The following is a 23,605-nucleotide window of genomic DNA, read 5'->3' as shown; positions in this document are numbered from 1 at the left end:
GAGCAAAGGGATCGGCGATCGAAGACACGGGGATGGAGCCAGACTCAGCATGCGCAAAATCATCGCCGCTTCCATTGCTGCAGGTTCGTTCATTACTTTCGCCGATCCCAGCCAGGCAGCGGATCGCGATGGTGGAGCCCAACTCGCCGCGATGTGCGCGTCCTGCCATCGTCTGGACGGCGGCGATGGTGGTATTCCGACGATCCTCGGCATTGGTCCGGAGATGCTCACGCGCGCAATGCTTGCGTACAGATCGCGTGAGCGCCCGAGCCATATCATGCGTGCCATCGCCCTCTCGCTCAGTGATGAAGAAATCGCGACGGTGGCGCGCTATCTCGCAGCGCTGAACAGGCGGGTTAGGCCATGAAGTCTTGGACGCGTCGAGAGTTCGGCCGCTCGACGGGAGCAATGGTCCTTGCAGGGCTCGGTCCTCGATTGGCTGCAAGCGAATCCAAGGCGAGGGTTGTCGTCGTCGGCGGCGGCATCGGCGGTGCCACGGCCGCCAAGTACTTGGCCGTCAGCGCGCCAACGATCGAGGTCACGCTGGTTGAGCCAAAGCCGAACTATACGACCTGCTTTTTCAGCAACCTCTATCTCGCTGGGCTATGCTCGCTCGAGTCGCTTACGCATGGGTACGAGACACTTGCACAACGATACGGCATAAATGTTATTCATGACTCCGTGGCAGCGGTTGATCCGGTCGCAAAAACCGTCGGGCTCAAGAGTGGTCCAAAATTACCTTACGACCGCGTCGTCGTTGCCCCCGGCATCGCTTTCAATTACGAGGCCCTCGCAGGGTATGACGAGGCGGCAACGCAGGTCATCCCGCATGCCTGGAACGCAGGCCTGCAGACGCAGCTGCTGCGACGGCAGCTCGAAAGCATGGAGGATGGCGGCGTCTTCGTGCTCGTCGCGCCCCCTAACCCGTTCCGCTGTCCGCCCGCCCCATACGAACGTGCCTCTCTGGTTGCTTATTATTTCAAACAGCATAAGCCGCGCTCGAGGATCCTGATTCTCGATGCGAAAGATAGCTTCAACGCGCAGGATCTATTTCTGGATGCGTGGGGGCGACACTATCGGGGTATGATCGAGTGGCTACCTGCCCAATTCACCGGTGGAATAAAGGCCATCGACGTGAAGGAGCGATCCGTCAAGACTGCGAGCGAGACATTCAAGGCCGCGGTCGCAAATGTCATACCCCCGCAAATGGCTGGCCAGTTCGCGCAGCAAAACGGCCTCGTGGATCATTCTGGCTGGTGCCCGATCGATCCCATAACGTTCGAATCGACGCTACAGCCGGGAATTCATGTGGTAGGCGATGCGAGCAGTGCCGGCGACATGCCGAAATCGGCGTTCGTTGCGAATAGCCAAGCCAAGGCCTGCGCGTTTGCCATATCCGCGGCGCTGACCGGGTCCGAGCGTCAATCGTCTCATTTGTTCAACACTTGCTATACTTTTCTTAGCCCCGACGATGCAGTGAGCAATGCTATCAGCTTCAAGCCCGCGGCCGGAACGATCAAGATCGTCGACAACTTCGTCAGCCAGGTGCAGGAAAGCGCCGAAAACCGCCACCGGGCCGCACGCGAGGCGCAAAGCTGGTACTCTGCCTTTACGCGTGACACATTCGGCTAGTGCTTCCGAAGCTCGTGATACATCGCGACGAACTTCGGAAGAAAAGGGCGCCCTATCAAGATCATGATTCTCGTGCCGCTTTTCAGTTTGACGTTCCCAAGATGGAGCTTGCCGCAACCGTGGCAGGAATTTCAAATCGGCGGCACTGGACAGGCGGGTCGACCCGCTTGGAGAGCTTCGCTATTGACCGGAACGGCGGTGCTGCGAGGTGGAGGGGCGCCCTCCGCGGCGGCGGATGGAGCTGGCTCGGGCAGCCGCTCCAGCCGCAGCGAATTCAGGACGACGATGATGCTTGAGCCGGCCATCACTGCCGCCGCCAGCACTGGCTGGAGGACTCCGGCCATCGCCAGCCCAATGGCGATGAGATTATAACCGAACGCCCACGCCAGGTTGGTGAGAATGGTCGCGCGAACGGCGCGAGCGACGTCGATCACCCACGGCAGCGTCCGTAGCCCCCCGGGTGGGAGCACGACCGCTGCGGCCTCGCGAGCGAGGTCCGTCGCCGAACCGACGGCGATGCCGACATCGGCTCCGGCCAACACCGGCGCGTCATTGAGGCCGTCGCCAACCATCGCTACCATGCCATGGTCATGCCGGCGGCGTTCCAGCGCCGCGCGTTTGGCCTCGGGTGTGAGGCCCGCCTCGATATCGCCGCTCTCAATTCCGACCGCAGCGGCAATCCGCACTGCGGCTGCCGGAAGATCGCCGGTCAACAGCGTCACGCGCACCCCACGGCAGCGCAGCGCTTCGACGGTCGAGCGCGCCTCCGGCAGCGGCGTATCGTCAAGTGAAAGCACAGCATATGCCCGCTCGCCCCAGCCGACATAGATCACGGAATGGCTGCTCGCTTCACGCCGTCTCCCGCACTCAGCCAGATTTGGCGTCAGCGACCAATCCAACTCCCGCATCAATGCGGCGCTGCCTGCCGCCACGATCCGACCGTCCGACTTGCCACGGATGCCACGTCCCGGCAGGACTCGAACGTCGTGGATGGCGACTGGCTCGAGCCCGCGCGCAGCTGCCGCTGCAGCTATAGCGCGGGCCAAGCCGTGCTCGGAATGGCGTTCCAGTCCGGCGGCATGCGCGAGCACCACATCGGCGCGGGTTCCATCGCTGTCGATAGCGACAACGCGCGCCTGACCCGAGGTAAGCGTGCCGGTCTTGTCAAAGGCGATCAGCCGGATGCGCGCCAGCGCCTCAAGCGCGGCCGGGTCGCGCACCAGGCAGCCGTGTCGGGCCAGCCGTCCGATGCCCAGCGAGGTGGCCATCGGTGCCGCCAGCCCGACTGCGCAGGGACAGGCCACCACCAGTACGGCAAGGCCGATCAGTAGCGCACGGTCGAACGGCAAGTGCCGCGCCCAGTACACCGACGCTCCAATGCCCAGCACGAGAATAATCGGCACGAAGACGCCTACAATGTTGTCGGCGAGACGCTGGCTCGGGCTGCGGCGGATCAATGCATCCCGTACCGATCGACAAATCTGCGCCCAGCGGGTCGCGTTTGCCACGCCGCTGCTTTGGATCAGGAGCGGCCCGTCAAGATTGATGCTGCCGGCGATCACATGCGAGCCGACGCCCTTGGCGATCTGCCGGCTTTCGCCTGTGATCAGGGCCTCGTCGGTGTGCGATTCGCCCTCCATGATCACGCCGTCGACGGGAATGCGTTCGCCCGGCCGAACTCGAACCAGCACACCTGCGTCAACCTCGCGCACCGGCCGGCGGTACTCACCGTCGCCAATGACGACGGTGGCCCACTCACTTTCCGCGGCCAAGAGCGGCTGCAGGTCACGCGCCGCCCGTGCACGCCCGGCGGCGTCGAGATAGTAGCCCGCCGTGAACAGCATCAGCACCATGGTGGCCGTATCGAAGTAAACGTGCGGGCTGCCCTCGATGGTGGCAAAAGCGGAATAAAGGTAGGCGGCGCCGACGCCGAGCACGATGAGTGCCGAGGAGGTCAGGCGCCCCTCCATGCCGTGGAGCCACGCCTCGCGCAGAAACGGTCCGCCGAGAATGATCACCGCGGGTGTTGCGAACAGCCAGAGCAGAAGATGAATCCAGGGAAGCATCTCGGCATCCGCGCCGCTGAAGGCGTCGCTGTACAGGAGCAGGCTGAACAGCATGATATTCATGGAGAGAAAGCCGCCGACACCGAGCCGAATCAGCAGCCAAGCAGCCTCCCATTCCTCGGTTTTGCCGTGCTTGACCTGGTAGGCGATACAGCAGCCGTAGCAGCAGAATGCGCAAGTCTCACCGTTCACCGTGCGTCGCATCGCCCGCCGCCCGATGGGTAACAGGCAGTGGCTGCACAGCGCATGGTCCTGGGCCGTCATGCTGGTTCTGTCCAACCATGCGCGAAGTGCACGGCGAAGGGCAGGATGCCGCGGCCAACGGTGACGAGACCGAGCAGCAGAATGCAACTGCCGGCCAGCCACACGCCGCGCTGCCGCCACGCCGGCGCCAGCGCTCGGCCGACGCCGCCCATCAGAAGCATTGCGGGGAAGGTCCCAAGCCCGAACGCTGCCATGGTGAGAAAGCCCGGCAACGCTCCGGCCGTGCTGGCCGCCTGGGCGGCAAAGGCGTAGACCAGCGGACAAGGCAGGAAGCCATTGAATACGCCAAACGCGAGCGGGGCGGCATGTCCCGGCGCCGTCAACAGGCTGCCCAGGGATGCCGCGAGGGTGCTGGCGCCGGAGCCTGTCGTGATGCGATGCAGGCGCGGCAGCAGGCCAAAGAACTGCAGCGCCATGGCGATCATCAGCAGTCCGGCGAGGATCGCGAGAATCCGCTGACCGGTGTCAAGCGGACCGCCCAGCAGCGGGACTGTCGTTCCCTGCGGCGTGCATATGACCTGGCCGATGGCGCCGGCGAGTCCGCCGAGAAAGCAGTAGGTCGTCAATCGACCGGTATTGTACAGAAGATGGCGCAGAACTGTCGCGCCGCGTCCCTGCGGATCGCGGCCCAGCGCGCAAGCGAACCCGCCGCACATACCGATGCAGTGAAAACTGCCGGCGAACCCTGCGACGAAGATCACGAGATAGGCGGTCATCGGCAGATTGCCCTGCCCATCCAACGCTTGTGCAGTGACGGCACCGATTCGCCGCCGCTACCCACGCACGAGATAGGCGACCCAAATGAAGAATGCGACGGTGGCTATCGCGAAGCCGGCAAGCGCGATGATCTGGATCGCACTCGCATCGGCGAGCGAAAAAACCGGATTCTCGATCATGCGCGCCCTCCTGGTCAGCCGAAATAGACACGGACTACGTTTATGGCTAACTCGATAAACAGGAACAGCAGATTGAAGGCCACGAGGGCGAGAATGATCCTGGCTACCAGCACCTTCTGCTCCTTCTGAACCGGCAATTCCTGCTCCTTTATTTCGAATCGGAATCAGTCACCAGCTTGCAGGTGGGTCGGGATCGCTAGACACGTCCCGGTCCCAGCCCACCCCAATAGACGACGAGATAGTACAGCGCCCAGATGAAGAGGACGACATAGACAGCCAACAGCCACACCGGAATGTAGCCGTGGCGAGATTGAATAGTGCCACCGGCATACTCCTCCATCTCCTCCGTCTCGGCGGGTGAGCTGTTATTCGCCGTCGTGCTTGGCGTGCGCGTCGGATCCGTCATCGCCGATCTCCCTCTGCAGGAACTGTATGGATGCATCGTCGGCGCCGCGGAAGGCGCCCGAGAGCACGCCCCAAATGAAGACGCAGAGTGCACCGAGACTCATCATCAAGGCTGCAATGTAGGGGCCGACGATCTCGAAATAGATGGTCATCGCTCATTACTCCTCGGCGGCCCGTTGCACGGCCACGCTATTCCCGTTGCGGCCGGCCAAGACGTGAGCGCCGCCGCGGCTCGCTGCGGCGCGGCCGCTTGGGACGTAGGCTTTGTCCGGCGTATCGGCCTCGAGCGCAGGATCGTTGAGTGCCCTGCGATCACTGGGGGCGATTGGCAGCGGTTCGCCCGTCAGCGGATCCTTGTAGGCCGATAGCGCAAGCACGTAGTAGGAGAGCGCCCAGCGGTCCTCTTCCGACAACGGATCCCGGTAGGATGGCATGGGCGTGCCGCTCAACCCGGTCGTCATAGTGCGGAAGATGTCCTCAACTGTAGGACCTGACTTGAATTGGCCGGCGGTAAGGTCCGCGGGCGGGCTTGGAAAGCCTAGATCGTCCTTCAGCCCGGGAGCCTTTTCGCCATCACCCTTCCCGGTTCGGCCATGGCACTCCCAACACTTTGCATTCTGCCATACATCCTTGGCGCGAGTGAGCATCTGCTCAGACGGAACAGGCGGCCGCCCGATGTACAGGGGCGGACCCGGCGGTTCTTCCTTGAAATAGGCATAGGGCTTTGCCGGATCGGAGCGGTCGACCGCCAGCTCGTACTTGATGTACTGAATGACAGCGAGGCGGTCTGTCAAAGGCAGCTCGTGCCAGGCCGGCATCGCCGTGCCCCGAACACCTCGCGTAATTGTGCGCAGGAGGTCGCCGTCAGTTGGCAACGGCTCCTTGGTTAGCCTGAACTTGAAAACGGCCGCCGCAAAGCTCCTCGGGCGCTGCTTGTTCAGAAAGGTCGCAGCCGGTCCATTGCCGTCGCCGTTCGCCCCGTGACAGCCGACGCATCGCCGCTGGTAGACCTCCTTGCCGTAGGCGATCCATTCGCCCGATCGCGGCATCGTCGCATCGGTAACTTCGAGCTTTTGCGGCTCAAACAGATCCCGCCACTTTCCGCGATTCATGCCAAGTTTTTGGAGATACGCGATGAGACCCTGAAGCGCTTCTGTCTCGGCGGCGATGTTGACGGTGTCGCCGGTATATTCCTTGTTCGGTGTCCAGATGATCGGAGCCTTGCCGCGCGCCTGCATGGGCACAAAGAGAAGTCCATCGGCGTTCGGCGTGAGCTTAATCTGCTCCTTGCTCGCGAATGCGAAGAGCTTCTCAGTAACGGGCGTTCGTTCCAGGCTACGATTACCGGCTCCGTCATCGACAATCTTGACGGATTCCGCGGGCATCTCGAACAGTCCCCGAAAAGGCGCCATATTCGAATCCGGCGAGAGCATCCGGGGATTCCAGAAATGCGCGAGATGCCATTCGTCGCTGTACTTGAGCCCGACCCGCGTCAGATCCGGCCCGATACGCCGGGTGCCCCACAGGTGCGGCACATCGAAGGCGTATTCGCCTGCCTCGGAGACCGGGCCCCAACGGCGCGTCTCGCCGGTCACCGGACGCACGTATTGCGAATGGCAGTACCAACACCCCTCGCGCAGATACACTTGGCGGCCGAGCTTCTGCAGGGGCGTATAGTCAGTGGCCTCGGTCACTACCCATTTGAGCTGAGCAAAATCGGTCCGGACCACGGCGGTCACGTTGGTCGTCCGCGCCGACGGCTCAATAAAGGGTAGGATTCCCTGCGTGACCACGGCAAGGAAGAAGAAGAAGACCCCGGCCACCAGAGCGACAAAGCGCGCACTCATTCAGCTGGCCCTCCGGCGGGAACTGGGGCAGCGCCTGGGACTGGAACGGGCTCTCTTCCCTCGGCCGGGCGACTAAGCGCGGTCATCATAAGATTGAAGACGAGCAGGGACATCCCGATGTCCATCGTGATGCCGCTGAGGGTACGTACCAGCCAATAGGCTTTCATTCGGACCACCGTGTCGAGCCACTCGGTGCCATTCATCCATTCGAAGCCTTGCTGCAGGCCGCCAGCGGTAAGCACCAGACCCATGGTGGAAATACCGACGGTGATCAGCCAGAACGACCAGTTGCCAAGCGTCCATGACCAAAGCTCGCGTTTGAACGCGCGCGGCCACACGTAAATCAGACCGCCCATCGCCCAGACCACGAATGTGCCGAAGACGGTGAGGTGCGAGTGTGAGATGACAAAGTCGGTGAAATGGGTGGGCTGCTGGATCGAGCGCAACGCCTCGGTCGAACCCTGGAAGCAACCGGCCAAGTACATCAGCGAGCCCATGATCAGGAACTTCGCCGGGAGATTCTTCCCGAAACCATCCCAACGCCCCTTCACGGTACCGAAGAAGTTCACCAGCACCGTCCACACGGGAATGATCAGCAACATGGAGGTAACGATCGCGAGAGTCTCGGTCCAATCGGCGATCGGGCTATACAGATAATGGTGGATGCCAACGAAGGGATAGAACAGCGCGAGCGACCAGAAGCCCACCAGCGACAGCTGGTGTGCGTAGAGCGGATTGCGCACAGTGACCGGTAGGAAATAGTAGATGAGCACGTAGCCTGCGGGCGTGAGCCATAGTCCGACGATGTAGTGGATGTAGAGGCCGTGGAACGCGGCGCTGTTAATGCCTGGAATCGTGTAGGGGAGAATAAAGCTGCCCAGCATGAGATTCATCGTCGTCCACACGAAGGCCCCGATGAGATACCAGAGGGCCACATAAAGCGGCGCCTCGAGGCGTTGTGCGATGGTGAGGAGGAACTGTGCCGTTGTCGCCGCGATGACGATGAAGATGGGAATCTCGGCGAAGAGCGGGAGCTCGCCCGCCTCCAGACCATGGTTCTGCGCAAAAGGCAGCGAGATCAGCCCCGCCGCCAGGCTGATGTTATACAGCCATGCCAGCGGTACGCCCCATTGCGCCCATGGCACCCGCACCCCGCAGAGGCGCGGGACCAGATAATGACATTCGCCGATGAAGAGGGCGGAAAAGGCGCCGAAGATGACGCCGTTGACATGGACGGGCCGAAGCCGGCCGAAGGTCAGCCCGAGATTATTGGTCCCAAGGTAATCCGGATAATTGAAGAGACCCGAGATCGCCACGCCGACCGATGGCATGACGAGGAGCCAGAACATGCCCCAATAAAGCCAGGTTCGGACTACGCGCCAATCGACCAGATCATCCAAATTGATCCCGCTGAACCTGCCGCGCAGTCTCTCTGCCGGAAACACTTCCGCCATGGAGCATTCCCCCTTGCTTTTCTGTTAGTACGTTCTCTCCTGTTCTCGGGTAGACGCAGCTTCGACAGCAATGACCCGCGCTAGAAGCCTCCGCTTCGCAGCATCGAAATCAGAACTTGCCCGGGTTCAACACCGAGCCGCTCTGCGACCAGTAGATGTACGCTTCCAAAGCCTTCATCGCTTCCGAGTCATCGGCGATCTTTTCTCCCTGGTTGGGTTTCTCGATGCACCAATTGATCATGTCGCGCAGCGTCGCGAACTTGGCCATCTGCGCCTGGAACTTCGGGAACGTGGCGGGGTGGGTATCGGCCGTCATGGGATGGCACATGGCACAGGCCATTCCCGTCTTAGACAACACGACCCCCATCGCCTCCTCGGTTGCGGCATCGCCATGGAACAGCAGGTCGCCTTTGCGGACCTGCTCCATGAACACTTGCTGGTAGGAGTTCAGCAGCTGCGGCGTCACCGGATCCTTGTGCGCACCGGCAGGGCCGACCAAGACGGCCAGCGCTACCGCCGGGGCAGCGCGGAACAGAATGAAACGGCTTGTTATCGGCGCGGTCATGCCCATTCCTCCTAATATGGCCACATACTGTCAGCGACCCGGGGCCGCAAAACCTCGGGAATGCTCTTCGCATAGTCATCTGGAGACTGCGCATACACCTGCTTGCGCCACATTACGTATTCGGCGTCGACTTTGTCCTGCGCGCTGACGTCGATCTTGGCCCAACCGACCCCGTCAAAGTGATCACCAGGGTCGACCCGGATCATAGGCTTTGTAAGCTTCGGCACCCCTTCCGGCGCGTAAGGCCAAGGCCATGAGGTTGCCAGCATGCCGATCGAGCGCATGGTGCCGATTTCGTTGTAGAGCACCTGATGCGTGTGACCGTGGATGTTGGTGACTTTGGTGTAGGGCTTGAGCACCTCGTTCACCTCGCGCCAGTCGCGCACCCAGAAGTTCCACGGCGGATAGTATTCGTAGAGCGGATTGTGGCTGAAGATCACGACCGGCCGGTCCCGATCCCAATTGGCAAGCGTCTTCTGCAGCCAGTCGAGCTGATCGCGGCCGACGCCCGCCCACGGGCCAGCGACGGTGCCGTCGAGCGTGGCCATGTGACCCATGCGCTCCTCGGGACTCATCTTCTTCGCCGTCCAATAGTCCGGACCGCGACTGACGGTGTCGAGCCCGACAAAGCGCACGCCCTTGTGGTCGAATGTCCAGTTGGGCTGACCGAACAGTTCGCCCCACTTCTTACCCATGTCGAGGTACCAATCGTGCTCGCCCGGAATGTAGACCTTGCGGATGTTGATTTCTTTCAAGATCTCCACACCGAGCTCAAGTTCTTCGACCTTGCCAAGCTGGGCCAGGTCGCCACCGAAAATCAGGAAGTCGGCCGGCGGACTCATCGCCTGCACCTCCTTGGCAGCACGCACCGTTTTCTCGACGAAGCGCGTATTAAGGGACTTCGGATAGAGATGGGTGTCGGAAATCCAGGCGAACTTGAATGGCGCCTCGGCCGCATAAGCTACGTCGAGTGTGTTGAGCAGCGGCCACCAAGCGAAGGTCTCGGCTACGGTCGCCGCCCCGACCAGACATGATCTGTGCAGGAAGGTGCGTCGGGTAATCCGCAGCGAGGGGTCAGGACGCACCCCGGGCTGTTCGAGCACCGCAGCTATTTCACGCCGGTCGCGCTCAAGCTCGGACATGCGTTTCCTCCCTTGGTTACAAGGCGTCGCTCCTCTCCGCGAGACGACTCCGGCTGTTCACCACGTCGCCAGATTTTCGTGTTCCTTCGGCTCGGGTCGAGCCGCAGAAGCCCTTTACTTCGCGCCGGAGCCGCCTTGCGCCGAAGAGGCGCCCTTCTTCAGTTCGATATTCAGATCGCTCGGCTTCCCCGCCGCTACGGTCACCGTCTGCTCATTCGGGCCGGTGAAGGGTTGGTACGCCACCAGCTTGTAGGTTCCGGCCGGAACGTCAGGGATGGTGAATTTGCCGTCGGCGCCAGTGACGGCGTAGTAGGGATTGTCGGCGACATAGATAAACGCTTCCATCCAGCCATGTGCGTCACAATCGATGCGCACCTCGCCTGGCCGCGGCAACTCGACGGGAATTCGCTGACCTTGGTTGGGGAGAGCGAGGTTGAACACGGTGCGCTTGCCGTAATAGCCGTGCGTGTTGTGGAGCATCGGATCGCTGTTGACGACGTCCAGCCCACCCACGCGTATCACCTGAATGTTGGGTTCGAATTTGCACTTGTTGTTGTTGATCTCCGGCTTCTTGGCTTCCGCCGGCCAAGCTTTTCCTTTCGCGATATCGGCCAGATACACGACGGCGTTCTGTACGCTCTTGTCCGGCCCGACCTGAATGAGCGTCTCCTCGTAGGGACCGCCGCACACCTCGATGTCCTTGGTCGGAATGACCTTGCGGGTACCGGGGGGTCCGTTGAACACGACTTTGCCGGTGATCGATCCGCCGCCCGCGACCGTGCTCGCTTCGTAGGCTGACGCTGGGAGCGGCGTTGTCACTGCCGCGACCATCGACGACACCCCGATCAGCCACTTAATGGCTAAGCCAGTCATCGCACACTCTCTTGATCTTTGACGTTCGCAGGAAATTTCGTCGAGAGCTAACCGCCATTTACAGGGGTTAGGAAAATCAGAACTCCTTTTCGAAACCTTAAGCAAAGCTTATGAAGCCTGAGGGCAAAAATCGTCTAAGAAACACCTGCTGAAGCGAGAGGGAGGTTTGTGGCGGATAAGGACCGCAGCCGCGGGAGGCATTTGATGCGTCGCCGTCCCATATTCTCGGATCTTGGGCGGGTAATGCCTTTCGGCATTGCTGTCGCGACCGCCTTGGCGCTGAGCCAACCGCTCGTACGCGCGGCCAACGCGCCGGCGACGATCGGCGGCCCGTTCACACTCACCTCACCTGACGGCGCGACGGTCACGGATCAGACCTACCGTGGGAAATGGCTTCTGGTTTATTTCGGCTTCACTTCGTGTCCCGATAGCTGCCCGACGGCGCTCCTTGAGATTTCCACTGCGCTCGAGAAGCTCGGTCCCGACACCGACAAGCTCCAACCGTTGTTCATCACAATCGATCCGCAGCGCGACACGCCAGCAGTTATGGCGAACTACACCCAGTCAATTGATTCGAGGATCGTCGGACTCACCGGCACGCCACAGCAGATCGCTGCCGCTGCTCAGGAATACGGAGTCTATTACGAACCTCGTAAGAGCGGACCGGGCGCCGGGGATTACGTCATGGACCACAGCACCTATCTCTACCTGATGGACGCTGAGGGCAAATTCGTGCGCGGTCTTGACGCGGACACGCCAGGCGAGCGCATCGCCGAGGTGGTGCGCGGCGCCATGGCAAAGGCTCGCTAGAATGCAAGTGGTCGGGGACGATCTGCCATGAGAGGCTGACCTAAGGGATTCCACAGGCGTTTGAGACGGTGGCAGCTGGAGAGGCTGTCCAATGAATTACGATGGCTATTTCCTTCACGCCCTCGCGCAGTTACGGGACGAGCGGCGCTACCGCGTCTTTGCCGATCTTGAGCGCATCGCCGGGCGCTATCCCTGCGCCATCTGGCACTCGCCTACCGGCCCGCGCAGCGTCGTGATTTGGTGTTCCAACGACTACCTCGCCATGGGGCAGCACCCGAAGGTGATCGGCGCCATGGTAAAAACCGCGATCCGCATGGGGCACCGGCGCGGGCGGCACGCGCAACATCGCCGGCACCAGTCATCCGCTGGTCGAGCTTGAGCACGAACTGGCCGACCTTCACGGCAAGGAGGCGGCGCTCGTGTTCACTTCCGGCTACGTCTCGAACCAGACCGGCATTGCAACGATTGCCCGGCTAATGTCCGGGTGCGTGATTCTGTCCGACGCACTCAACCACAACTCGATGATCGAGGGCGTGCGCCTGTCCGGGACGGAGAAGCAAATCTGGCGCCATAACGATCTCGGCCACCTCGAAGAGCTGCTTAAAAGGGCCGAGCCGCAACGGCCGAAGCTGATTGTGTTCGAGAGCCTCTATTCCATGGATGGTGATGTCGCTCCCATTAATGGCATTTGCGATCTTGCCCAGTGTTACGAGGCGATGACCTATTGTGACGAGGTGCATGCGGTCGGCCTGTATGGCCCGCGCGGCGGCGGCATCACAGAACGCGAGGGCGCAGCACACCGCGTCGACGTCATCGAAGGGACGCTCGCCAAGGCGTTCGGCTGTCTTGGCGGATACATTGCGGGCGATGCCGCGCTGATCGATGCGGTGCGATCATGCGCGCCTGGCTTCATTTTCACCACAGCTCTTCCGCCGCCGATTTGTGCTGCCGCAACCGCGGCGATCCGCCACCTCAAAAGCTCCAACTGGGAGCGCGAGCAGCATCAGCACCGCGTGGCGCGCACCAAGGCAGTGCTTAGGGCGGCACGGCTCCCGGTAATGCCGAGCGAGACGCATACCGGTCCTCGTTGGCGATCCGGAGAGCTGCAAGGCGGCAAGCGACCTCCTTCTCACTGAACGTGGAATCTACATCCAGCCGATCAACTACCCGACCGTGCCCCGCGGTATGGAGCGGCTGCGCATCACACCGTCGCCCTATCACGACGACGGCATGATCGACGCGCTCGCCAAGGCGCTGATCGATGTCTGGAAGCGGCTCGACCTGCCGCGCGAGGACCGGGCGCTCGCGCAGATGAGCGCGTAGACAGGATGACATCCTGAAGGCGCGAGTTGCCGGGTTAAGGGCCGATCACGGAGTGGACACACGAGCAGTTGGCTCGTCACCTTCAAGGACTATTTCTACTTTGATGGAACTAAAAATAAAGTTCACTTTGTAACACAGTTCCCCGGAACGAATCCCCGGCTGGCGCGCAATGGCGTCCGGCGCTGGGATACCACGGGGGCAGCAAACGTGATCGGAAAAGAGTATTTCGTGCGTCAAGCGGCGATCCTTTTTGGGTTGGCTAAAGCAACAACGGACCCAAAGATTTCCGCAGCTCTTTTGGACAAAGCGGCCGATCTTAAATTGCAAGTGGACGAACCAGGCGCGCCGCCCAACTCGAAGCCCCTCGTACCGGACATTGAGCCGCCCCCGCAAGATCGCGAAATTTAGGCCTGGGCAGTAAGGCTTGGGGTGTGGCCCCAGCCTTGGGGAGAGGCTGCGGCCGTTTCCGTTTCAAAAACCGACGAGCCGTTTTCCTAGGCTCGCAAGCCAAGTGCTCACTCGGAAGCAAGCCCGTGCCGCATAGAGCCGGATCAGGCGCAATCACAGCCCGTCCCGCAGGGCTTTAACCCGCTTGTCGATGTCGAACGCGGCAGGCCCACCGAACCAGTAAAAGAATGGGAACGGGCTACAGTGGAGCACGGCATGCGCCGGGCACCGCCGTGTCTGGCGCGTTGGAATGACGGCCCAGCCCATCCCCCAGCTGGGGCGGTTTTACTCCGAAAACGAAAGCCCGGCTTTTGGCCGGGCGATTCGAAAATATTCGGAACGTGATAAAACGCGAATATCTTAGATTAGAAAGACACAAGCGTCTGTTCGCTTCGTAACAAGGAGCCGGAATTTGGCCCCGTAAGATTGCGGATATCACTCCCACGCGCAGAGGCCGTTACGACCCGTCCCCTGAGGGCAATAACATTCCCACAGCCATCGGCCTAAACTATAGCGATGAGCCGTGACACCGTTCTCATCGCTGGTCTGGTTAGCTGTCGTAGTCGCCGCCTTATTTGTGCTGCTCTGGTCTCAGAGTGGTAAAATGCAGAGGCCTGATTTAAGTTTCGGCGGCTCACGGTGCCGGGAAGCAAGACGGGGATTTGAGCGGACTCGTGCAGGACCTTAAAGCCAAGTTAAAAAGCTACTGGCCGAGGCCGAGGATTGCGAAATCATCGGCATGCTGGCGACCGACGCGCACAAGCGCGCACTGTTCTTAAAGCTGGCCGTTGATTTGCGGGGCATGGCCCGCGACATTGAGACCGTGATCGCCACCCGCCCCAAACCGAAGGAAACCAGCTAAGATCATTGGCCTTGGCGCGTAGGGTCATGGTTTCGGGGTCGCAGGTCAGACCTTCGGTTGAGGCAACCATGAAGCAGTCTGAAACATACCGGCAAAATGCGGAGAACTGCGCCTACCTCGCGGAAGCTGCTCCCAATGAGCCAACCCGGCAGCGGTACAAGCGAATGGAAGCGGCTTGGAGAGCATTGGCCGACGAACAGGATTGGCTTGATGGAGAGCCGTCGCTAGTTCGCAAAGACGACGGCTAACCTCAGCCCAGCAGGGACGCCATTTGCTAGTCGTCGGCAATGCTGCCAGTGTTTAGGAACAACTGTATCCATAGGGTCGTTTCGTTAGCGGGCCACTCAGTACACGTGGCCCCGCGGCCCCCGCCTCAACCCCAATGCCCCCGAGAGGGCGTGGGGCCGTGTTCAATCCCGCTCGCCAACATGTCTACAACGGCGACGACACACAAAGGCAATCGCGATGCTATATCGCGGGATCGAATACTCCGTTGTGCAGGGCATTGAACGCCACCTTTGGAAGTGGGCCGCGACCGTCTCCGGGACCAAGATGTCCGGGTATGGCAGCACGCGGGACGAGGCGATTGGTAACGCGAAAAAAGCCATCGAACGCGCTATCCAGAAGCAACGCTTCAAGCAGGATTTAGATGGAGAAGATCAATGACGATTAGCAGAAGTGCTGCCGCAAGAGCTGCTTTGCTAATCTCGGTTGGTGGTGCTGCCGTCGCTCAAGTGCCCCCCGGCAAAGAAGCCAACGGTCGGAGGAAAGCCGATTGTTCAAGCGAAGCCGAGCCCGCCAATGGGCTGCAAACTCGTTGGGACCGTCAAGGGTACAAAGCTATGGGCAGGCGATTGCACCTTATCCGAACTGAAAACGACAACTAACCGCGAAGGGGCGGACCCCGAGTCGCGACGGGATGATGCCGTCCCTAAAGGTCCGCAGTAGAGTTCGCCGTTTGCACGGACTGTGGGCGGTAGGTATACGAACGCTTCGAAAAACACCTAGTTCACAGGTCATCCTCGCGGATGCCTTTGAAAAATGGAAGCCACGCTCAGCGCCGCCTTGTATTTGAGCCCGGGTGCGGCAGTGCGGCATCGAGCAGCCGCGCCACCTCCTCGGGGCTGAGAACCACCGGCAGCTTGCGCGCCTCATGAATGAAATGGGTGTGCTCGACGATATCGTAGCGCCTGAGCGTGACCCTGAAAAAGAACCGCAGCGTCGATACGGTCTGGTTGATGGTCGGCACGCCAACGCCGCTCGCCGCCAGATGCAGCTGGTAGCGACGCACGTCCTCGAAGCTCGCCGTATCCGGTGAGCGCCCGAGGAACGCAGCGAAGTTCTTGACCCTTTGCACGTAGTCATGTTGGGTCTTCGGCGCCAACTTGCGGATCGTCATGTCTTCGATCATGCGCTGCCGCAGCGGGCTTATGGCCTTATCGGTCATGAGGGATGCTCCTGTCTTGATGGAGGTTGTCGAAACCCCTCGATCTCAAGACAGGACGCCCCGTCGCGCTATCGGTTTGGCTGCGCCGCTGCCGCAAGCGCCCTACCGCGCGAGCGGTTTAGTCCTCTGGCCCGTTTGAGACATGCCAACCGGCTCTGAAGATGTCCGTTTATCGAGGTAGACCGGAAGTGGCTGGCCTACGGTCAAAATGACGCGTTTGACCAAAACGGAAGTAGCGCCTCGTTGATTTGCTGAGCAAACTTCTCCCTAGCTAGGCTGGTCTAAATGACCGGTTTGCCGACGTCTCCCCCAAATCAACCTTTTTGTCGGACGCGTTTATCGCCGCCGACTCTCCGCCAGCGTAATAGCGCCGGCAGCCACCAGGACAATGACGATGACAGTGGCAAGCGCCTCCGCCGACGCTAGGGTGTCGTACCAGTTGTTCCAAAGCTCAAGCATGCGCTGGCCTCTATCGAACGCGCCCACCAGCGATAAAATACACTCTGTCGAAAGAACGTGCCTTCACGCACAAGAATACAATGCTACGTTTCGTCGCGTGCGTTTTGATCGCGCGGCAACATGACCTATGGCGTAGCGGTATCACGGGGCCGCGCTACCTTTCGAAGGCCCGCATATCGAGCGAGGGTAGATTACGGTTGCCGCGCAGTAAGTCGGCCGGATCTTGCCCTAAATCCTGCATGCTGGCCGAGACTGGTATTGACCCTGGCTGTGTGAAAAGCCGCGAGTCGGCTACGATTCCTCCGTTTCCTGATTGGGGGATACGGATGGGACGCTTCGTTGAAGGCGCGGACAGATCCCAGCTGACGCTCTTGCCGGAATGTTTGGAGGATTGGGTAGGCGAGGACAACGCGGTCCATGTGATCGATGTGTTCGTCGAGGCGCTCGACCTGCATGGAATGGGGTTTGAGCGTGTGATCGCCAAGGAGACGGGCCGGCCCTGCTATCATCCGGCAGTCCTTCTGAAGCTTTACATCTACGGTTATCTCAATCGGGTGCAATCCAGTCGCCGCCTGGAACGTGAGTCGTGCCGCAATGTCGAGGTAATGTGGCTGATCGGGCGCCTGGCTCCCGATCACAAGACGATCGCCGATTTCCGGAAGGACAATGGCGCGGCGATCCGGAAGGTTTGCGCGAAGTTCGTTGCGCTATGCCGGCAAATGGGCCTGTTGCAGACCCCAAGCGTCGCAATCGACGGCAGCAAGTTTAAGGCGGTGAACAACCGCGACCGCAACTTCACACACGCCAAGATGGCGAGGCGGATGGCGCAGATCGAGGAAAGCGTCGGTCGATATCTTCGTCAACTCGATAGCGCCGATCGGCAGGAGCCATCGGAAGCGATCAGCATCAAGACGACGAGGATCAAAGAAAAGATCGCTCGGCTGAAGCAGGAGATGAGCCGCCTGGAAGCGCTCGACGCGCAGATGCGCAACACGCCGGATCAACAGATATCGCTCACCGATCCGGATGCCCGTTCGATGGCCACCAGCGGACGCGGATCGGGCGTCGTCGGCTACAATGTCCAGGTCGCCGTGGACACCGAACACCATCTGATCGTTACGCACGAGGTCATCAACGTCGGCAACGACCGTGGACAGCTTGCTCGGATGTCGAAGCAGGCCAAAGAGACGCTCGACGTGGACAAGCTCGATGCAGTCGCCGACCGTGGCTACTTCGACGGACAGGAGATACTGGCCTGCGAAGAGGCTGGCGTGTCAGTCACCTTGCCCAAGCCGATGACGTCGGGCGCGAAGGCGGAGGGCCGGTTCGGCAAACAGGACTTCGCCTATCTGCCTGAAGAGGACGTCTACCGCTGCCCGTCGGGCCAGCTGCTGCCCTATCATTACACCAACGTCGACATGGGATGACGCTGCGCCGTTACTGGTCGACGGCAGCTTGCCAAGGCTGCGGGATCAAGAGCCAATGTACGCCGTCCAAAGAGCGCCGCATCACGCGCTGGGAGCATGAGCATGTGGTCGAGGAGGTCCAGAGACGGCTCGATTCCAATCCCGAGGCCATGCGGACGCGACGCGAGACAGTTGAGCATCCCTTCGGCACGATCAAAGCCCGTATGGGTGCGACCCACTTCCTGATGAAGCGCCTACCGAATGTCGCCGCCGAGATGGCGCTGCATGTTCTCGCCTATAACCTCACACGGGTGATGAACATCGTCGGCAAACCACGCCTGATTGCAGCCATCCGCGCCGCCTGAAGGCCGGAAAGTGCGTCCAAAAGCGAAATACCGCGTCGCGATACCCACTTTTGGCCGGTCATTCGACGATCCGACGCGATAACATCGGCCGCCTGCAATGATTGGCCACCACGGCCGCCTGCCGACCTATCCGTTTGCACACAACCAAGACCCAAAGGCGACCTCGGCGTCCCGTAGTAGGTCCGCCGTGCGCCACGAGCGGCAATTCTCAAGCGGCCCTTGAGCCTATGAAGATCGTCCTGTTCGTACCAATCACTAAGTTGCATTGTGCCCGTACCCACATCCGGATGGCTCGACCTCGAGGTCGCGTGGTGGTAGCCTTTGTTGCGGGTGGGCCAAGAAATGCATCGGCAACAGAAATTTCTTCCGATCGTCCTGCTCGCGCTGGTGATGCAGATCCTGGCGCCGGTTGCCGCGTGCTGGGCCGCCGGCATCGCGGCTGCCGATCCGCTACAATCAGCCGGCATTTGCCATAGTGACGCGAGCACCGGCTCAGGCGATCAAGGTCGCGAGCAATACGCCCATGATGGCCTTTGCGCGATCTGCGCGACCCATGCGGCGGCGGCCGCTGATGCTCCAAAGCCTGTCGGCCTCATCCATTTGGCCCGTCGGTTCCGCCCCGTTCCTTGGCCCGACGCCGCGCAAACGCTCTCATCATCCCGCATCGGCTCAAATTCCCAAGCGCGTGCACCTCCGCCATCGGCGTAAACAAAGCGGCTAGCGGCCGTTGCATTTGCACGTCAACTTGCGGAGACCTTCCATGTCCATCTCTCATGCGCGCGCGGGCCTGTCGGGGCTCGCCATCGCGCTCATCCCTTATTCCGGGAGCCTTGCCCACGAAATCGTCGGTAATCGCTTCTTTCCCGCAACGCTCACCATCGACGATCCCGGCGTGAACGACGAGCTTTCGTTACCCACGGTGTCGAGCTTCAAGACCGGCGATGATCCCCCGTTCCGGCAGCGCGATTTTTCTGGTGAATATTCCAAGCGGATCACCGAGGCCTTTGCGATCTCGATTGGTTCAACCTACAGCGTCTTTAGCCCACCCGGCGGGCCTACCGGAATCGGCGCGCACGGATTTCAAAATCTCGAAACCACGTTCAAGTACCGCGTCTTCAAGGACCCCGCGCATGAATTCGTCATGTCGGTGGGATTGAGCATTGAATGGGGCGGCACCGGCGCCGACAGTATCGGCGCCGAACCGTTCAACACCTACACGCCGACCATCTGGTTCGGCAAAGGCTTTGGCGATCTGCCCGACACCCTGTCATGGCTGCGACCGGTCGCGGTTACCGGACAGGTCGGCTACGCCATACCGGGCAGCCGCTCCACGACGACATTCGGGATCGACCCAGACACCGGCGAGATAACGGCCGACACGGAGTTTAATCCGCGGGTGCTGAACTGGGGCGCAACCATCCAATACAGCATGCCCTATCTGAAGTCCGCGGTGATCGACCTTGGACTGCCGGAATTCGTCAATCACCTGATCCCGCTGGTCGAAGCGACGTTGCAGACGCCGGTATCGAACACGTTGACCTCGGGCACGAAGACGACCGGGACCATCAACCCCGGCGTCCTTTGGGTCGGGAACAAATTTCAGGTCGGTATCGAAGCCCTGATCCCGATCAACCGGCAAAGCGGCACCAATGTCGGCGTGATCGCCTAACTGCATCTCTATCTCGACGACATCGATCCTCGTGGAATTGGAAGACCAATCTTCGGTCCGGCGGTCCAACCCGCCAGTCCCTTTCCAAGGAATTGATCCATGCGACGCCCAACTCTGAGTCTGCTTTTGCTGTTGCTTGCGACGGGCGAAACGGCCGCTCACGCCTTCCTCGACCACGCTGAGCCCCGCGTCGGCAACAAGGTCGCAAGCCCACCGCGCGAGGTAACGCTGTGGTTCACCCAGAAGCTGGAGCCCGCTTTCAGTTCGGTCACCGTGACCAACGCGGCCGGCCAGCGGGTCGACAGCGGCAGGGCGCGCGTCAGCGGCAATCAGATGTCGGTGCCGCTGCGCGCTGGCGGCATGGGCACTTATCACGTGAACTGGCACGTGCTTTCGGTGGACACTCACACCACCGAGGGCAATTTCACCTTCCAGGTCGGGCAGTGAGCCCTAAGGGAAGGGCCGGATGAGCTGGTTCGCCGCGGACATCGACGGCCCGCTCGTGCTGACGCGCGCGATCCATGTCGCGGCGTCGGCCACGCTTGCCGGCGGCCTGATTTTCCGCGGCTTCGTCGCCGAGCCCGCCTTGCAGCCTTCGCCTGAGGCCTATGCCGTCATCCAGCCGCGCATCGCCGAACTCACCTGGGCGGGACTTGTGGTTGCTGCAGCAACGGGCGCGGTCTGGTTTGTGCTCGAGACCATGTCCATGACGGGCCTTGGCGGCGGTGAGGCGATGCGATCAGGCGCGATGCTGACCGTCGCCAATGAGACACAGTTTGGCATGGTCTCGGAAGTTCGCGCCACGCTGACCGCCGTACTGGCCGCTTGTCTGCTTTTCAACCGTTTTGTCCAGTTGCGCTGGCTCGCGGTGGTGATCGCCTTGGGCCTGATTGCGGCGATCGCCTGGACCGGGCATGCCGGATCGACGCTGGGCGAGTTGGGAAATCTGCACCTTGCCGCCGACGTTCTGCATCTTTGCGCAGCGTCTGCCTGGATCGGAGGTCTGGTCGGGCTTTCGATTTTATTCGCGATTGGCCGACGCCGGCCGGCCTTGGAATGGGAGCCGCTGCAACTTCACGCCGTGCGCAGGTTTTCAACCCTTGGCATCATCAGCGTGGCCACGTTGATCGCGTCGGGAATCGTGAACGCGTGGATCCTCGTCGGTTCGTTCCGCGGCCTGCTTGTGACCGACTATGGGCAGATGTTGCTGCTCAAGATCGCGGTCTTCGCGATCATGGTCGCCTTTGCTACCGTCAATCGGCTCCTCCTGACGCCGCGGCTCGCGCTCGCCGCAAAGGGTGAAATGGATCGCCGCGCGCTCGCTGCGCTGACGCGCAACACGCTGATCGAGATTGCGCTGGGGCTTGTGATCTTTGCCATCGTCGGGGTGCTCGGCACAATGCATCCCGCCATCCACCTCGTGAAATGAACCAACTCAAAAAAGCAAATAAAGGGAGAACCCAGATGCAAATCCGAAAGCTGATCCAGATGTCGCTCGCCTGCGTCCTGGCGGCGTATCTCTCATCCGCGCCCGCGCGCGCGGAAGACGTCAAGGCCGGTGATCTCGTCATCGGCCAGGCCTGGAGCAGAGCGACTCCGAGCGGTGCGAAAACCGGCGGCGGCTATCTGACCATCGAGAACAAGGGGAGCGCGCCGGACCGGCTGGTGGGCGGATCGGCCGATGTGGCGGGAAGCGTCCAGGTCCACGAGATGTCGATGGACAAAGGCGTGATGAAGATGCGCCCGCTTGACCAGGGCCTCACCATCGAACCCGGCAAGACGGTCAAGCTCGCGCCCGGCGGCTATCATCTGATGATGACGGATTTGAAGAAGCCCTTGAAACAGGGCGACAGGGTGCCGGTCACCCTCGAATTCGAGAAGGCCGGCAAGGTCACGGTCTCGCTCGATGTCGGGAGCGCCGGCGCGCAAGGACCGGGTGGGGCCGGCATGGGCGGCAAGATGGACATGAAAAAGATGCCCGATCATTCCCGCATGAAGATGTAAGGACCGAAGATGAATGCTCTTCTGTTTATTGCGATCGGCTTGCCTCTGCGGCAGTGAGGCTGCGCTTATAAGGAACATCAAGTCTGCTTTGCGCTGAGAGCATTCCTATTCGGCACGTTAGGTTTTGGCCCGAAAGAGAACCGGAGGAACGTCTGCTGCGACCGCCGCTATTCCGGGGATGAGCGGACGAGGGCGATGGCACCGAAAATAACGTGATTGGCCCAGATTGGTCATGCCACTTGATCGCTAGTGCGCACCGCGCGGGAGCCATCCCGGCCTCGAATCTTGCAGCCCGCCGTCGGATGAAGGCCCCTAGAGAAATTGGAGTTGGGTCAGTAGGCTCCCGGGATTGCCTGGAAGACCTCGGGCGGACATCAGGCGGTGCCGTGTCAATGACCGATCAGACCCAACGAATTGCCATTTGTCACCTCTTGCTGCGGGGAACCCGGTGGATGCCCGTAAGCGTAAACAGACAGCTCGGCCCCAACGTCCGTTGTGCCCCGGGCGGGGCGGTCATCAGCGCAGTTCTCTGCGCGGTCGTTGAGGGAGATGCAGTCGTTGGATGGACGGAAAGCTCCGGATTCATGGTTAGAGAAATCGGATCGGATGGCACTCTAGCTCCGCTCGATCTCATGCCTGCGGCTCTGGCATTGGATGCACGGTACTTCGACGCAAGCGCGGCCGCAGCAGGAGCGGTTGGTATCAGTTCGTTGATCGCAGAACGTCGCATTCAGGGACAAAAGACCGGCAATCTTTCTGCAGGGTTACGCGAAGCCGCATTCGAGCGCGCTGAAGTACAGATACTCGACAAACTTCAAGGTCATTCTGTTGTAGGAGTTCTGCTTCTCGACCAACGTTAGAAACGAAAGTGTTGGGCATGGCAGCGCGGCGCGCAGCGGCGGCGACTGGCTCATGATCGCTGTTGACCAGATCTTCACCGTTTCGGGGCCGGGCAGAGCACGGCAGCTCTGCCCAGGTACTTCAGACCTCGATTTTCTCGGCGATCTCAATGGCATCATCGATTTCGATACCAAGATATCGAACCGTGCTCTCGATCTTCGTGTGGCCCAACAACAGTTGTACCGCGCGCAGGTTGCCAGTTCGCCGGTAGATCAACGTCGCCTTGGTTCGGCGCAGCGAGTGTGTGCCGAACTTGAGCGGGTCGAGGCCGACGCTGGCGATCCACTGGCCGACGAGACAGGCGTATTGACGTGTCGTCAGGCCAGCACCGGTGCCGCGGCCGGCGAACAGGAACTCGCCGGGCTTCCTTCGAGTCATTCTCAGATACTCGTCGATGGCTTGCCGTGTCTGTTCAGTGAGCTCGAACCGGACCGGGCGACCGGTCTTTTTCTGGCGGACCGTTGCTCGATCGAGCGAGTAGCCGTTGGGGGCAACGTCAGCGACTCGCACAGCCACGACGTCGCAGCCGCGCAGCTTGCTGTCGATGGCGAGGTTGAACAACGCGAGGTCCCGGGTGCGCCCCTCAAGCTGCAGCTTTATCCGGATCGACCAGACGTGGCTTACTCGCAAAGGCGGCTTGGCACCGATCAGCTTGCCCTTGTTCCAGGGCTGACGGTGCGGTGGACTGCTGGATGGGATGGCTTCGCTGCCGTGATCTCCTTGTTGGAGGGACCGATCAGAATGCCTCGCAGTTGCCTCAGCCGTTGAT

The 23,605-nt window shown here is 61.0% G+C and carries 26 protein-coding genes and 2 pseudogenes; 14 read left to right on the top strand and 14 right to left on the bottom strand.

Annotation, left to right across the window (positions count from 1 at the left end; translation table 11 throughout):
- Positions 1–49: 49 nt before the first annotated feature.
- Both V1293_RS20395 and V1293_RS20390 read left to right on the top strand, forming a co-directional pair.
- Positions 50–367, top strand: a complete 318-nt coding sequence (locus V1293_RS20395; RefSeq protein WP_334511685.1) for a c-type cytochrome — start codon at positions 50–52, stop codon at positions 365–367.
- A complete protein-coding gene (locus V1293_RS20390; protein WP_334511683.1) occupies positions 364–1,632 on the top strand; it encodes an NAD(P)/FAD-dependent oxidoreductase in 1,269 nt (422 codons plus the stop codon). The genes V1293_RS20395 and V1293_RS20390 overlap by 4 nt, the downstream gene beginning before the upstream one ends.
- 131 nt (positions 1,633–1,763) lie before the next feature.
- Here V1293_RS20390 and V1293_RS20385 read toward each other — a convergent pair whose 3' ends face one another.
- The 11 genes from V1293_RS20385 to V1293_RS20335 form a co-directional block, all read right to left on the bottom strand.
- Entirely contained in the window at positions 1,764–3,962 is a 2,199-nt protein-coding gene (locus V1293_RS20385) for a heavy metal translocating P-type ATPase (protein ID WP_334511681.1), read from the bottom strand.
- Positions 3,959–4,678, bottom strand: a complete 720-nt coding sequence (locus V1293_RS20380; RefSeq protein ID WP_334511679.1) for a sulfite exporter TauE/SafE family protein — start codon at positions 4,676–4,678, stop codon at positions 3,959–3,961. The genes V1293_RS20385 and V1293_RS20380 overlap by 4 nt, the downstream gene beginning before the upstream one ends.
- Positions 4,679–4,735: 57 nt before the next feature.
- On the bottom strand, positions 4,736–4,858 hold the full coding sequence (locus tag V1293_RS20375; RefSeq protein ID WP_334511677.1) for a hypothetical protein: 123 nt from the start codon (positions 4,856–4,858) through the stop codon (positions 4,736–4,738).
- Between the two features lie 14 nt (positions 4,859–4,872).
- Positions 4,873–4,995: a hypothetical protein gene (locus V1293_RS20370; RefSeq protein WP_334511676.1), complete on the bottom strand. Its 123-nt coding sequence runs from the start codon at positions 4,993–4,995 to the stop codon at positions 4,873–4,875.
- 59 nt (positions 4,996–5,054) lie between these two features.
- Complete coding sequence (locus V1293_RS20365; protein WP_334511675.1) at positions 5,055–5,264, bottom strand: hypothetical protein; 210 nt, start codon at positions 5,262–5,264, stop codon at positions 5,055–5,057.
- Entirely contained in the window at positions 5,224–5,415 is a 192-nt protein-coding gene (locus V1293_RS20360; RefSeq protein ID WP_334511673.1) for a hypothetical protein, read from the bottom strand. Before V1293_RS20360 ends, V1293_RS20365 begins: the two co-directional genes overlap by 41 nt.
- 6 nt (positions 5,416–5,421) lie before the next feature.
- Positions 5,422–7,110 (bottom strand): cbb3-type cytochrome c oxidase subunit II, encoded by a 1,689-nt coding sequence (locus tag V1293_RS20355; RefSeq protein WP_334511670.1) that lies wholly within the window; start codon positions 7,108–7,110, stop codon positions 5,422–5,424.
- Positions 7,107–8,564, bottom strand: a complete 1,458-nt coding sequence (locus tag V1293_RS20350) for a cbb3-type cytochrome c oxidase subunit I (protein WP_334511668.1) — start codon at positions 8,562–8,564, stop codon at positions 7,107–7,109. The genes V1293_RS20355 and V1293_RS20350 overlap by 4 nt, the downstream gene beginning before the upstream one ends.
- Before the next feature lie 109 nt (positions 8,565–8,673).
- Positions 8,674–9,129, bottom strand: a complete 456-nt coding sequence (locus V1293_RS20345) for a c-type cytochrome (RefSeq protein WP_334511666.1) — start codon at positions 9,127–9,129, stop codon at positions 8,674–8,676.
- Positions 9,130–9,140: 11 nt separating this feature from the next.
- Positions 9,141–10,271, bottom strand: a complete 1,131-nt coding sequence (locus tag V1293_RS20340; RefSeq protein WP_334511664.1) for a metallophosphoesterase family protein — start codon at positions 10,269–10,271, stop codon at positions 9,141–9,143.
- A gap of 114 nt (positions 10,272–10,385) precedes the next feature.
- Complete coding sequence (locus V1293_RS20335) at positions 10,386–11,144, bottom strand: carboxypeptidase regulatory-like domain-containing protein (RefSeq protein WP_442894258.1); 759 nt, start codon at positions 11,142–11,144, stop codon at positions 10,386–10,388.
- A 204-nt stretch (positions 11,145–11,348) separates the two neighbouring features.
- Here V1293_RS20335 and V1293_RS20330 point away from each other — a divergent pair, with 204 nt between their 5' ends.
- From V1293_RS20330 to V1293_RS20310, 5 genes and pseudogenes are all read left to right on the top strand, one after another.
- Entirely contained in the window at positions 11,349–11,954 is a 606-nt protein-coding gene (locus V1293_RS20330; protein WP_334511662.1) for an SCO family protein, read from the top strand.
- Between the two features lie 91 nt (positions 11,955–12,045).
- Positions 12,046–13,277 (top strand): annotated as a pseudogene (gene hemA / locus V1293_RS20325) (5-aminolevulinate synthase).
- 207 nt (positions 13,278–13,484) lie between these two features.
- The gene (locus V1293_RS20320; RefSeq protein ID WP_334511660.1) at positions 13,485–13,685 is read left to right on the top strand and encodes a hypothetical protein; all 201 of its coding nucleotides are present in this window, start codon (positions 13,485–13,487) and stop codon (positions 13,683–13,685) included.
- Between the two features lie 778 nt (positions 13,686–14,463).
- Positions 14,464–14,586 carry a hypothetical protein gene (locus tag V1293_RS20315; RefSeq protein ID WP_334511658.1) on the top strand — a complete coding sequence of 41 codons (123 nt, stop codon included), beginning with the start codon at positions 14,464–14,466 and terminating at the stop codon, positions 14,584–14,586.
- A 465-nt stretch (positions 14,587–15,051) separates the two neighbouring features.
- Complete coding sequence (locus tag V1293_RS20310; protein WP_334511656.1) at positions 15,052–15,252, top strand: hypothetical protein; 201 nt, start codon at positions 15,052–15,054, stop codon at positions 15,250–15,252.
- Positions 15,253–15,640: 388 nt separating this feature from the next.
- Here the strand turns inward: V1293_RS20310 and V1293_RS20305 are convergent, their stop codons facing one another.
- Both V1293_RS20305 and V1293_RS20300 read right to left on the bottom strand, forming a co-directional pair.
- Complete coding sequence (locus V1293_RS20305; protein WP_334511654.1) at positions 15,641–16,033, bottom strand: site-specific integrase; 393 nt, start codon at positions 16,031–16,033, stop codon at positions 15,641–15,643.
- A 336-nt stretch (positions 16,034–16,369) separates the two neighbouring features.
- Positions 16,370–16,492, bottom strand: a complete 123-nt coding sequence (locus V1293_RS20300) for a hypothetical protein (RefSeq protein ID WP_334511652.1) — start codon at positions 16,490–16,492, stop codon at positions 16,370–16,372.
- 326 nt (positions 16,493–16,818) lie between these two features.
- Between V1293_RS20300 and V1293_RS20295 the strand changes: the two are divergent.
- From V1293_RS20295 to V1293_RS20270, 7 genes and pseudogenes are all read left to right on the top strand, one after another.
- Positions 16,819–18,263, top strand: a pseudogene (locus V1293_RS20295) (IS1182 family transposase).
- A gap of 342 nt (positions 18,264–18,605) precedes the next feature.
- Positions 18,606–18,971 (top strand): DUF2946 family protein, encoded by a 366-nt coding sequence (locus V1293_RS36200; protein WP_442894257.1) that lies wholly within the window; start codon positions 18,606–18,608, stop codon positions 18,969–18,971.
- A 52-nt stretch (positions 18,972–19,023) separates the two neighbouring features.
- A complete protein-coding gene (locus V1293_RS20290; RefSeq protein WP_334511650.1) occupies positions 19,024–19,932 on the top strand; it encodes a hypothetical protein in 909 nt (302 codons plus the stop codon).
- A 99-nt stretch (positions 19,933–20,031) separates the two neighbouring features.
- Positions 20,032–20,379: a copper resistance CopC family protein gene (locus tag V1293_RS20285; protein ID WP_334511648.1), complete on the top strand. Its 348-nt coding sequence runs from the start codon at positions 20,032–20,034 to the stop codon at positions 20,377–20,379.
- 19 nt (positions 20,380–20,398) lie between these two features.
- A complete protein-coding gene (gene copD / locus V1293_RS20280; RefSeq protein ID WP_334511646.1) occupies positions 20,399–21,361 on the top strand; it encodes a copper homeostasis membrane protein CopD in 963 nt (320 codons plus the stop codon).
- 35 nt (positions 21,362–21,396) lie between these two features.
- Entirely contained in the window at positions 21,397–21,936 is a 540-nt protein-coding gene (locus V1293_RS20275; protein ID WP_334511644.1) for a copper chaperone PCu(A)C, read from the top strand.
- Positions 21,937–22,520: 584 nt separating this feature from the next.
- A complete protein-coding gene (locus V1293_RS20270) occupies positions 22,521–22,796 on the top strand; it encodes a hypothetical protein (protein ID WP_334511643.1) in 276 nt (91 codons plus the stop codon).
- A gap of 121 nt (positions 22,797–22,917) precedes the next feature.
- On the opposite strand, the gene V1293_RS20265 is transcribed toward V1293_RS20270, so the two are convergent.
- Positions 22,918–23,535 carry a tyrosine-type recombinase/integrase gene (locus tag V1293_RS20265; protein WP_334516808.1) on the bottom strand — a complete coding sequence of 206 codons (618 nt, stop codon included), beginning with the start codon at positions 23,533–23,535 and terminating at the stop codon, positions 22,918–22,920.
- Between the last annotated feature and the right edge of the window lie 70 nt (positions 23,536–23,605).

Source organism: Bradyrhizobium sp. AZCC 1693 (assembly GCF_036924745.1).
Classification (GTDB): domain Bacteria; phylum Pseudomonadota; class Alphaproteobacteria; order Rhizobiales; family Xanthobacteraceae; genus Bradyrhizobium.
The sequence above is the reverse complement of the archived record's forward strand: the minus strand, read 5'-3'. Positions and strand labels throughout refer to the sequence as shown.

Coding starts and splice junctions, on each gene's coding strand:
- V1293_RS20395 (WP_334511685.1), top strand. CDS start 50: ATGCGCAAAATCATCGCCGCTTCCATTGCTGCAGGTTCGTTCATTACT.
- V1293_RS20390 (WP_334511683.1), top strand. CDS start 364: ATGAAGTCTTGGACGCGTCGAGAGTTCGGCCGCTCGACGGGAGCAATG.
- V1293_RS20385 (WP_334511681.1), bottom strand. CDS start 3,962: ATGACGGCCCAGGACCATGCGCTGTGCAGCCACTGCCTGTTACCCATC.
- V1293_RS20380 (WP_334511679.1), bottom strand. CDS start 4,678: ATGACCGCCTATCTCGTGATCTTCGTCGCAGGGTTCGCCGGCAGTTTT.
- V1293_RS20375 (WP_334511677.1), bottom strand. CDS start 4,858: ATGATCGAGAATCCGGTTTTTTCGCTCGCCGATGCGAGTGCGATCCAG.
- V1293_RS20365 (WP_334511675.1), bottom strand. CDS start 5,264: ATGACGGATCCGACGCGCACGCCAAGCACGACGGCGAATAACAGCTCA.
- V1293_RS20360 (WP_334511673.1), bottom strand. CDS start 5,415: ATGACCATCTATTTCGAGATCGTCGGCCCCTACATTGCAGCCTTGATG.
- V1293_RS20355 (WP_334511670.1), bottom strand. CDS start 7,110: ATGAGTGCGCGCTTTGTCGCTCTGGTGGCCGGGGTCTTCTTCTTCTTC.
- V1293_RS20350 (WP_334511668.1), bottom strand. CDS start 8,564: ATGGCGGAAGTGTTTCCGGCAGAGAGACTGCGCGGCAGGTTCAGCGGG.
- V1293_RS20345 (WP_334511666.1), bottom strand. CDS start 9,129: ATGACCGCGCCGATAACAAGCCGTTTCATTCTGTTCCGCGCTGCCCCG.
- V1293_RS20340 (WP_334511664.1), bottom strand. CDS start 10,271: ATGTCCGAGCTTGAGCGCGACCGGCGTGAAATAGCTGCGGTGCTCGAA.
- V1293_RS20335 (WP_442894258.1), bottom strand. CDS start 11,144: ATGACTGGCTTAGCCATTAAGTGGCTGATCGGGGTGTCGTCGATGGTC.
- V1293_RS20330 (WP_334511662.1), top strand. CDS start 11,349: ATGCGTCGCCGTCCCATATTCTCGGATCTTGGGCGGGTAATGCCTTTC.
- V1293_RS20315 (WP_334511658.1), top strand. CDS start 14,464: ATGCTGGCGACCGACGCGCACAAGCGCGCACTGTTCTTAAAGCTGGCC.
- V1293_RS20310 (WP_334511656.1), top strand. CDS start 15,052: ATGCTATATCGCGGGATCGAATACTCCGTTGTGCAGGGCATTGAACGC.
- V1293_RS20305 (WP_334511654.1), bottom strand. CDS start 16,033: ATGACCGATAAGGCCATAAGCCCGCTGCGGCAGCGCATGATCGAAGAC.
- V1293_RS20300 (WP_334511652.1), bottom strand. CDS start 16,492: ATGCTTGAGCTTTGGAACAACTGGTACGACACCCTAGCGTCGGCGGAG.
- V1293_RS36200 (WP_442894257.1), top strand. CDS start 18,606: ATGCATCGGCAACAGAAATTTCTTCCGATCGTCCTGCTCGCGCTGGTG.
- V1293_RS20290 (WP_334511650.1), top strand. CDS start 19,024: ATGTCCATCTCTCATGCGCGCGCGGGCCTGTCGGGGCTCGCCATCGCG.
- V1293_RS20285 (WP_334511648.1), top strand. CDS start 20,032: ATGCGACGCCCAACTCTGAGTCTGCTTTTGCTGTTGCTTGCGACGGGC.
- copD (WP_334511646.1), top strand. CDS start 20,399: ATGAGCTGGTTCGCCGCGGACATCGACGGCCCGCTCGTGCTGACGCGC.
- V1293_RS20275 (WP_334511644.1), top strand. CDS start 21,397: ATGCAAATCCGAAAGCTGATCCAGATGTCGCTCGCCTGCGTCCTGGCG.
- V1293_RS20270 (WP_334511643.1), top strand. CDS start 22,521: ATGGTTAGAGAAATCGGATCGGATGGCACTCTAGCTCCGCTCGATCTC.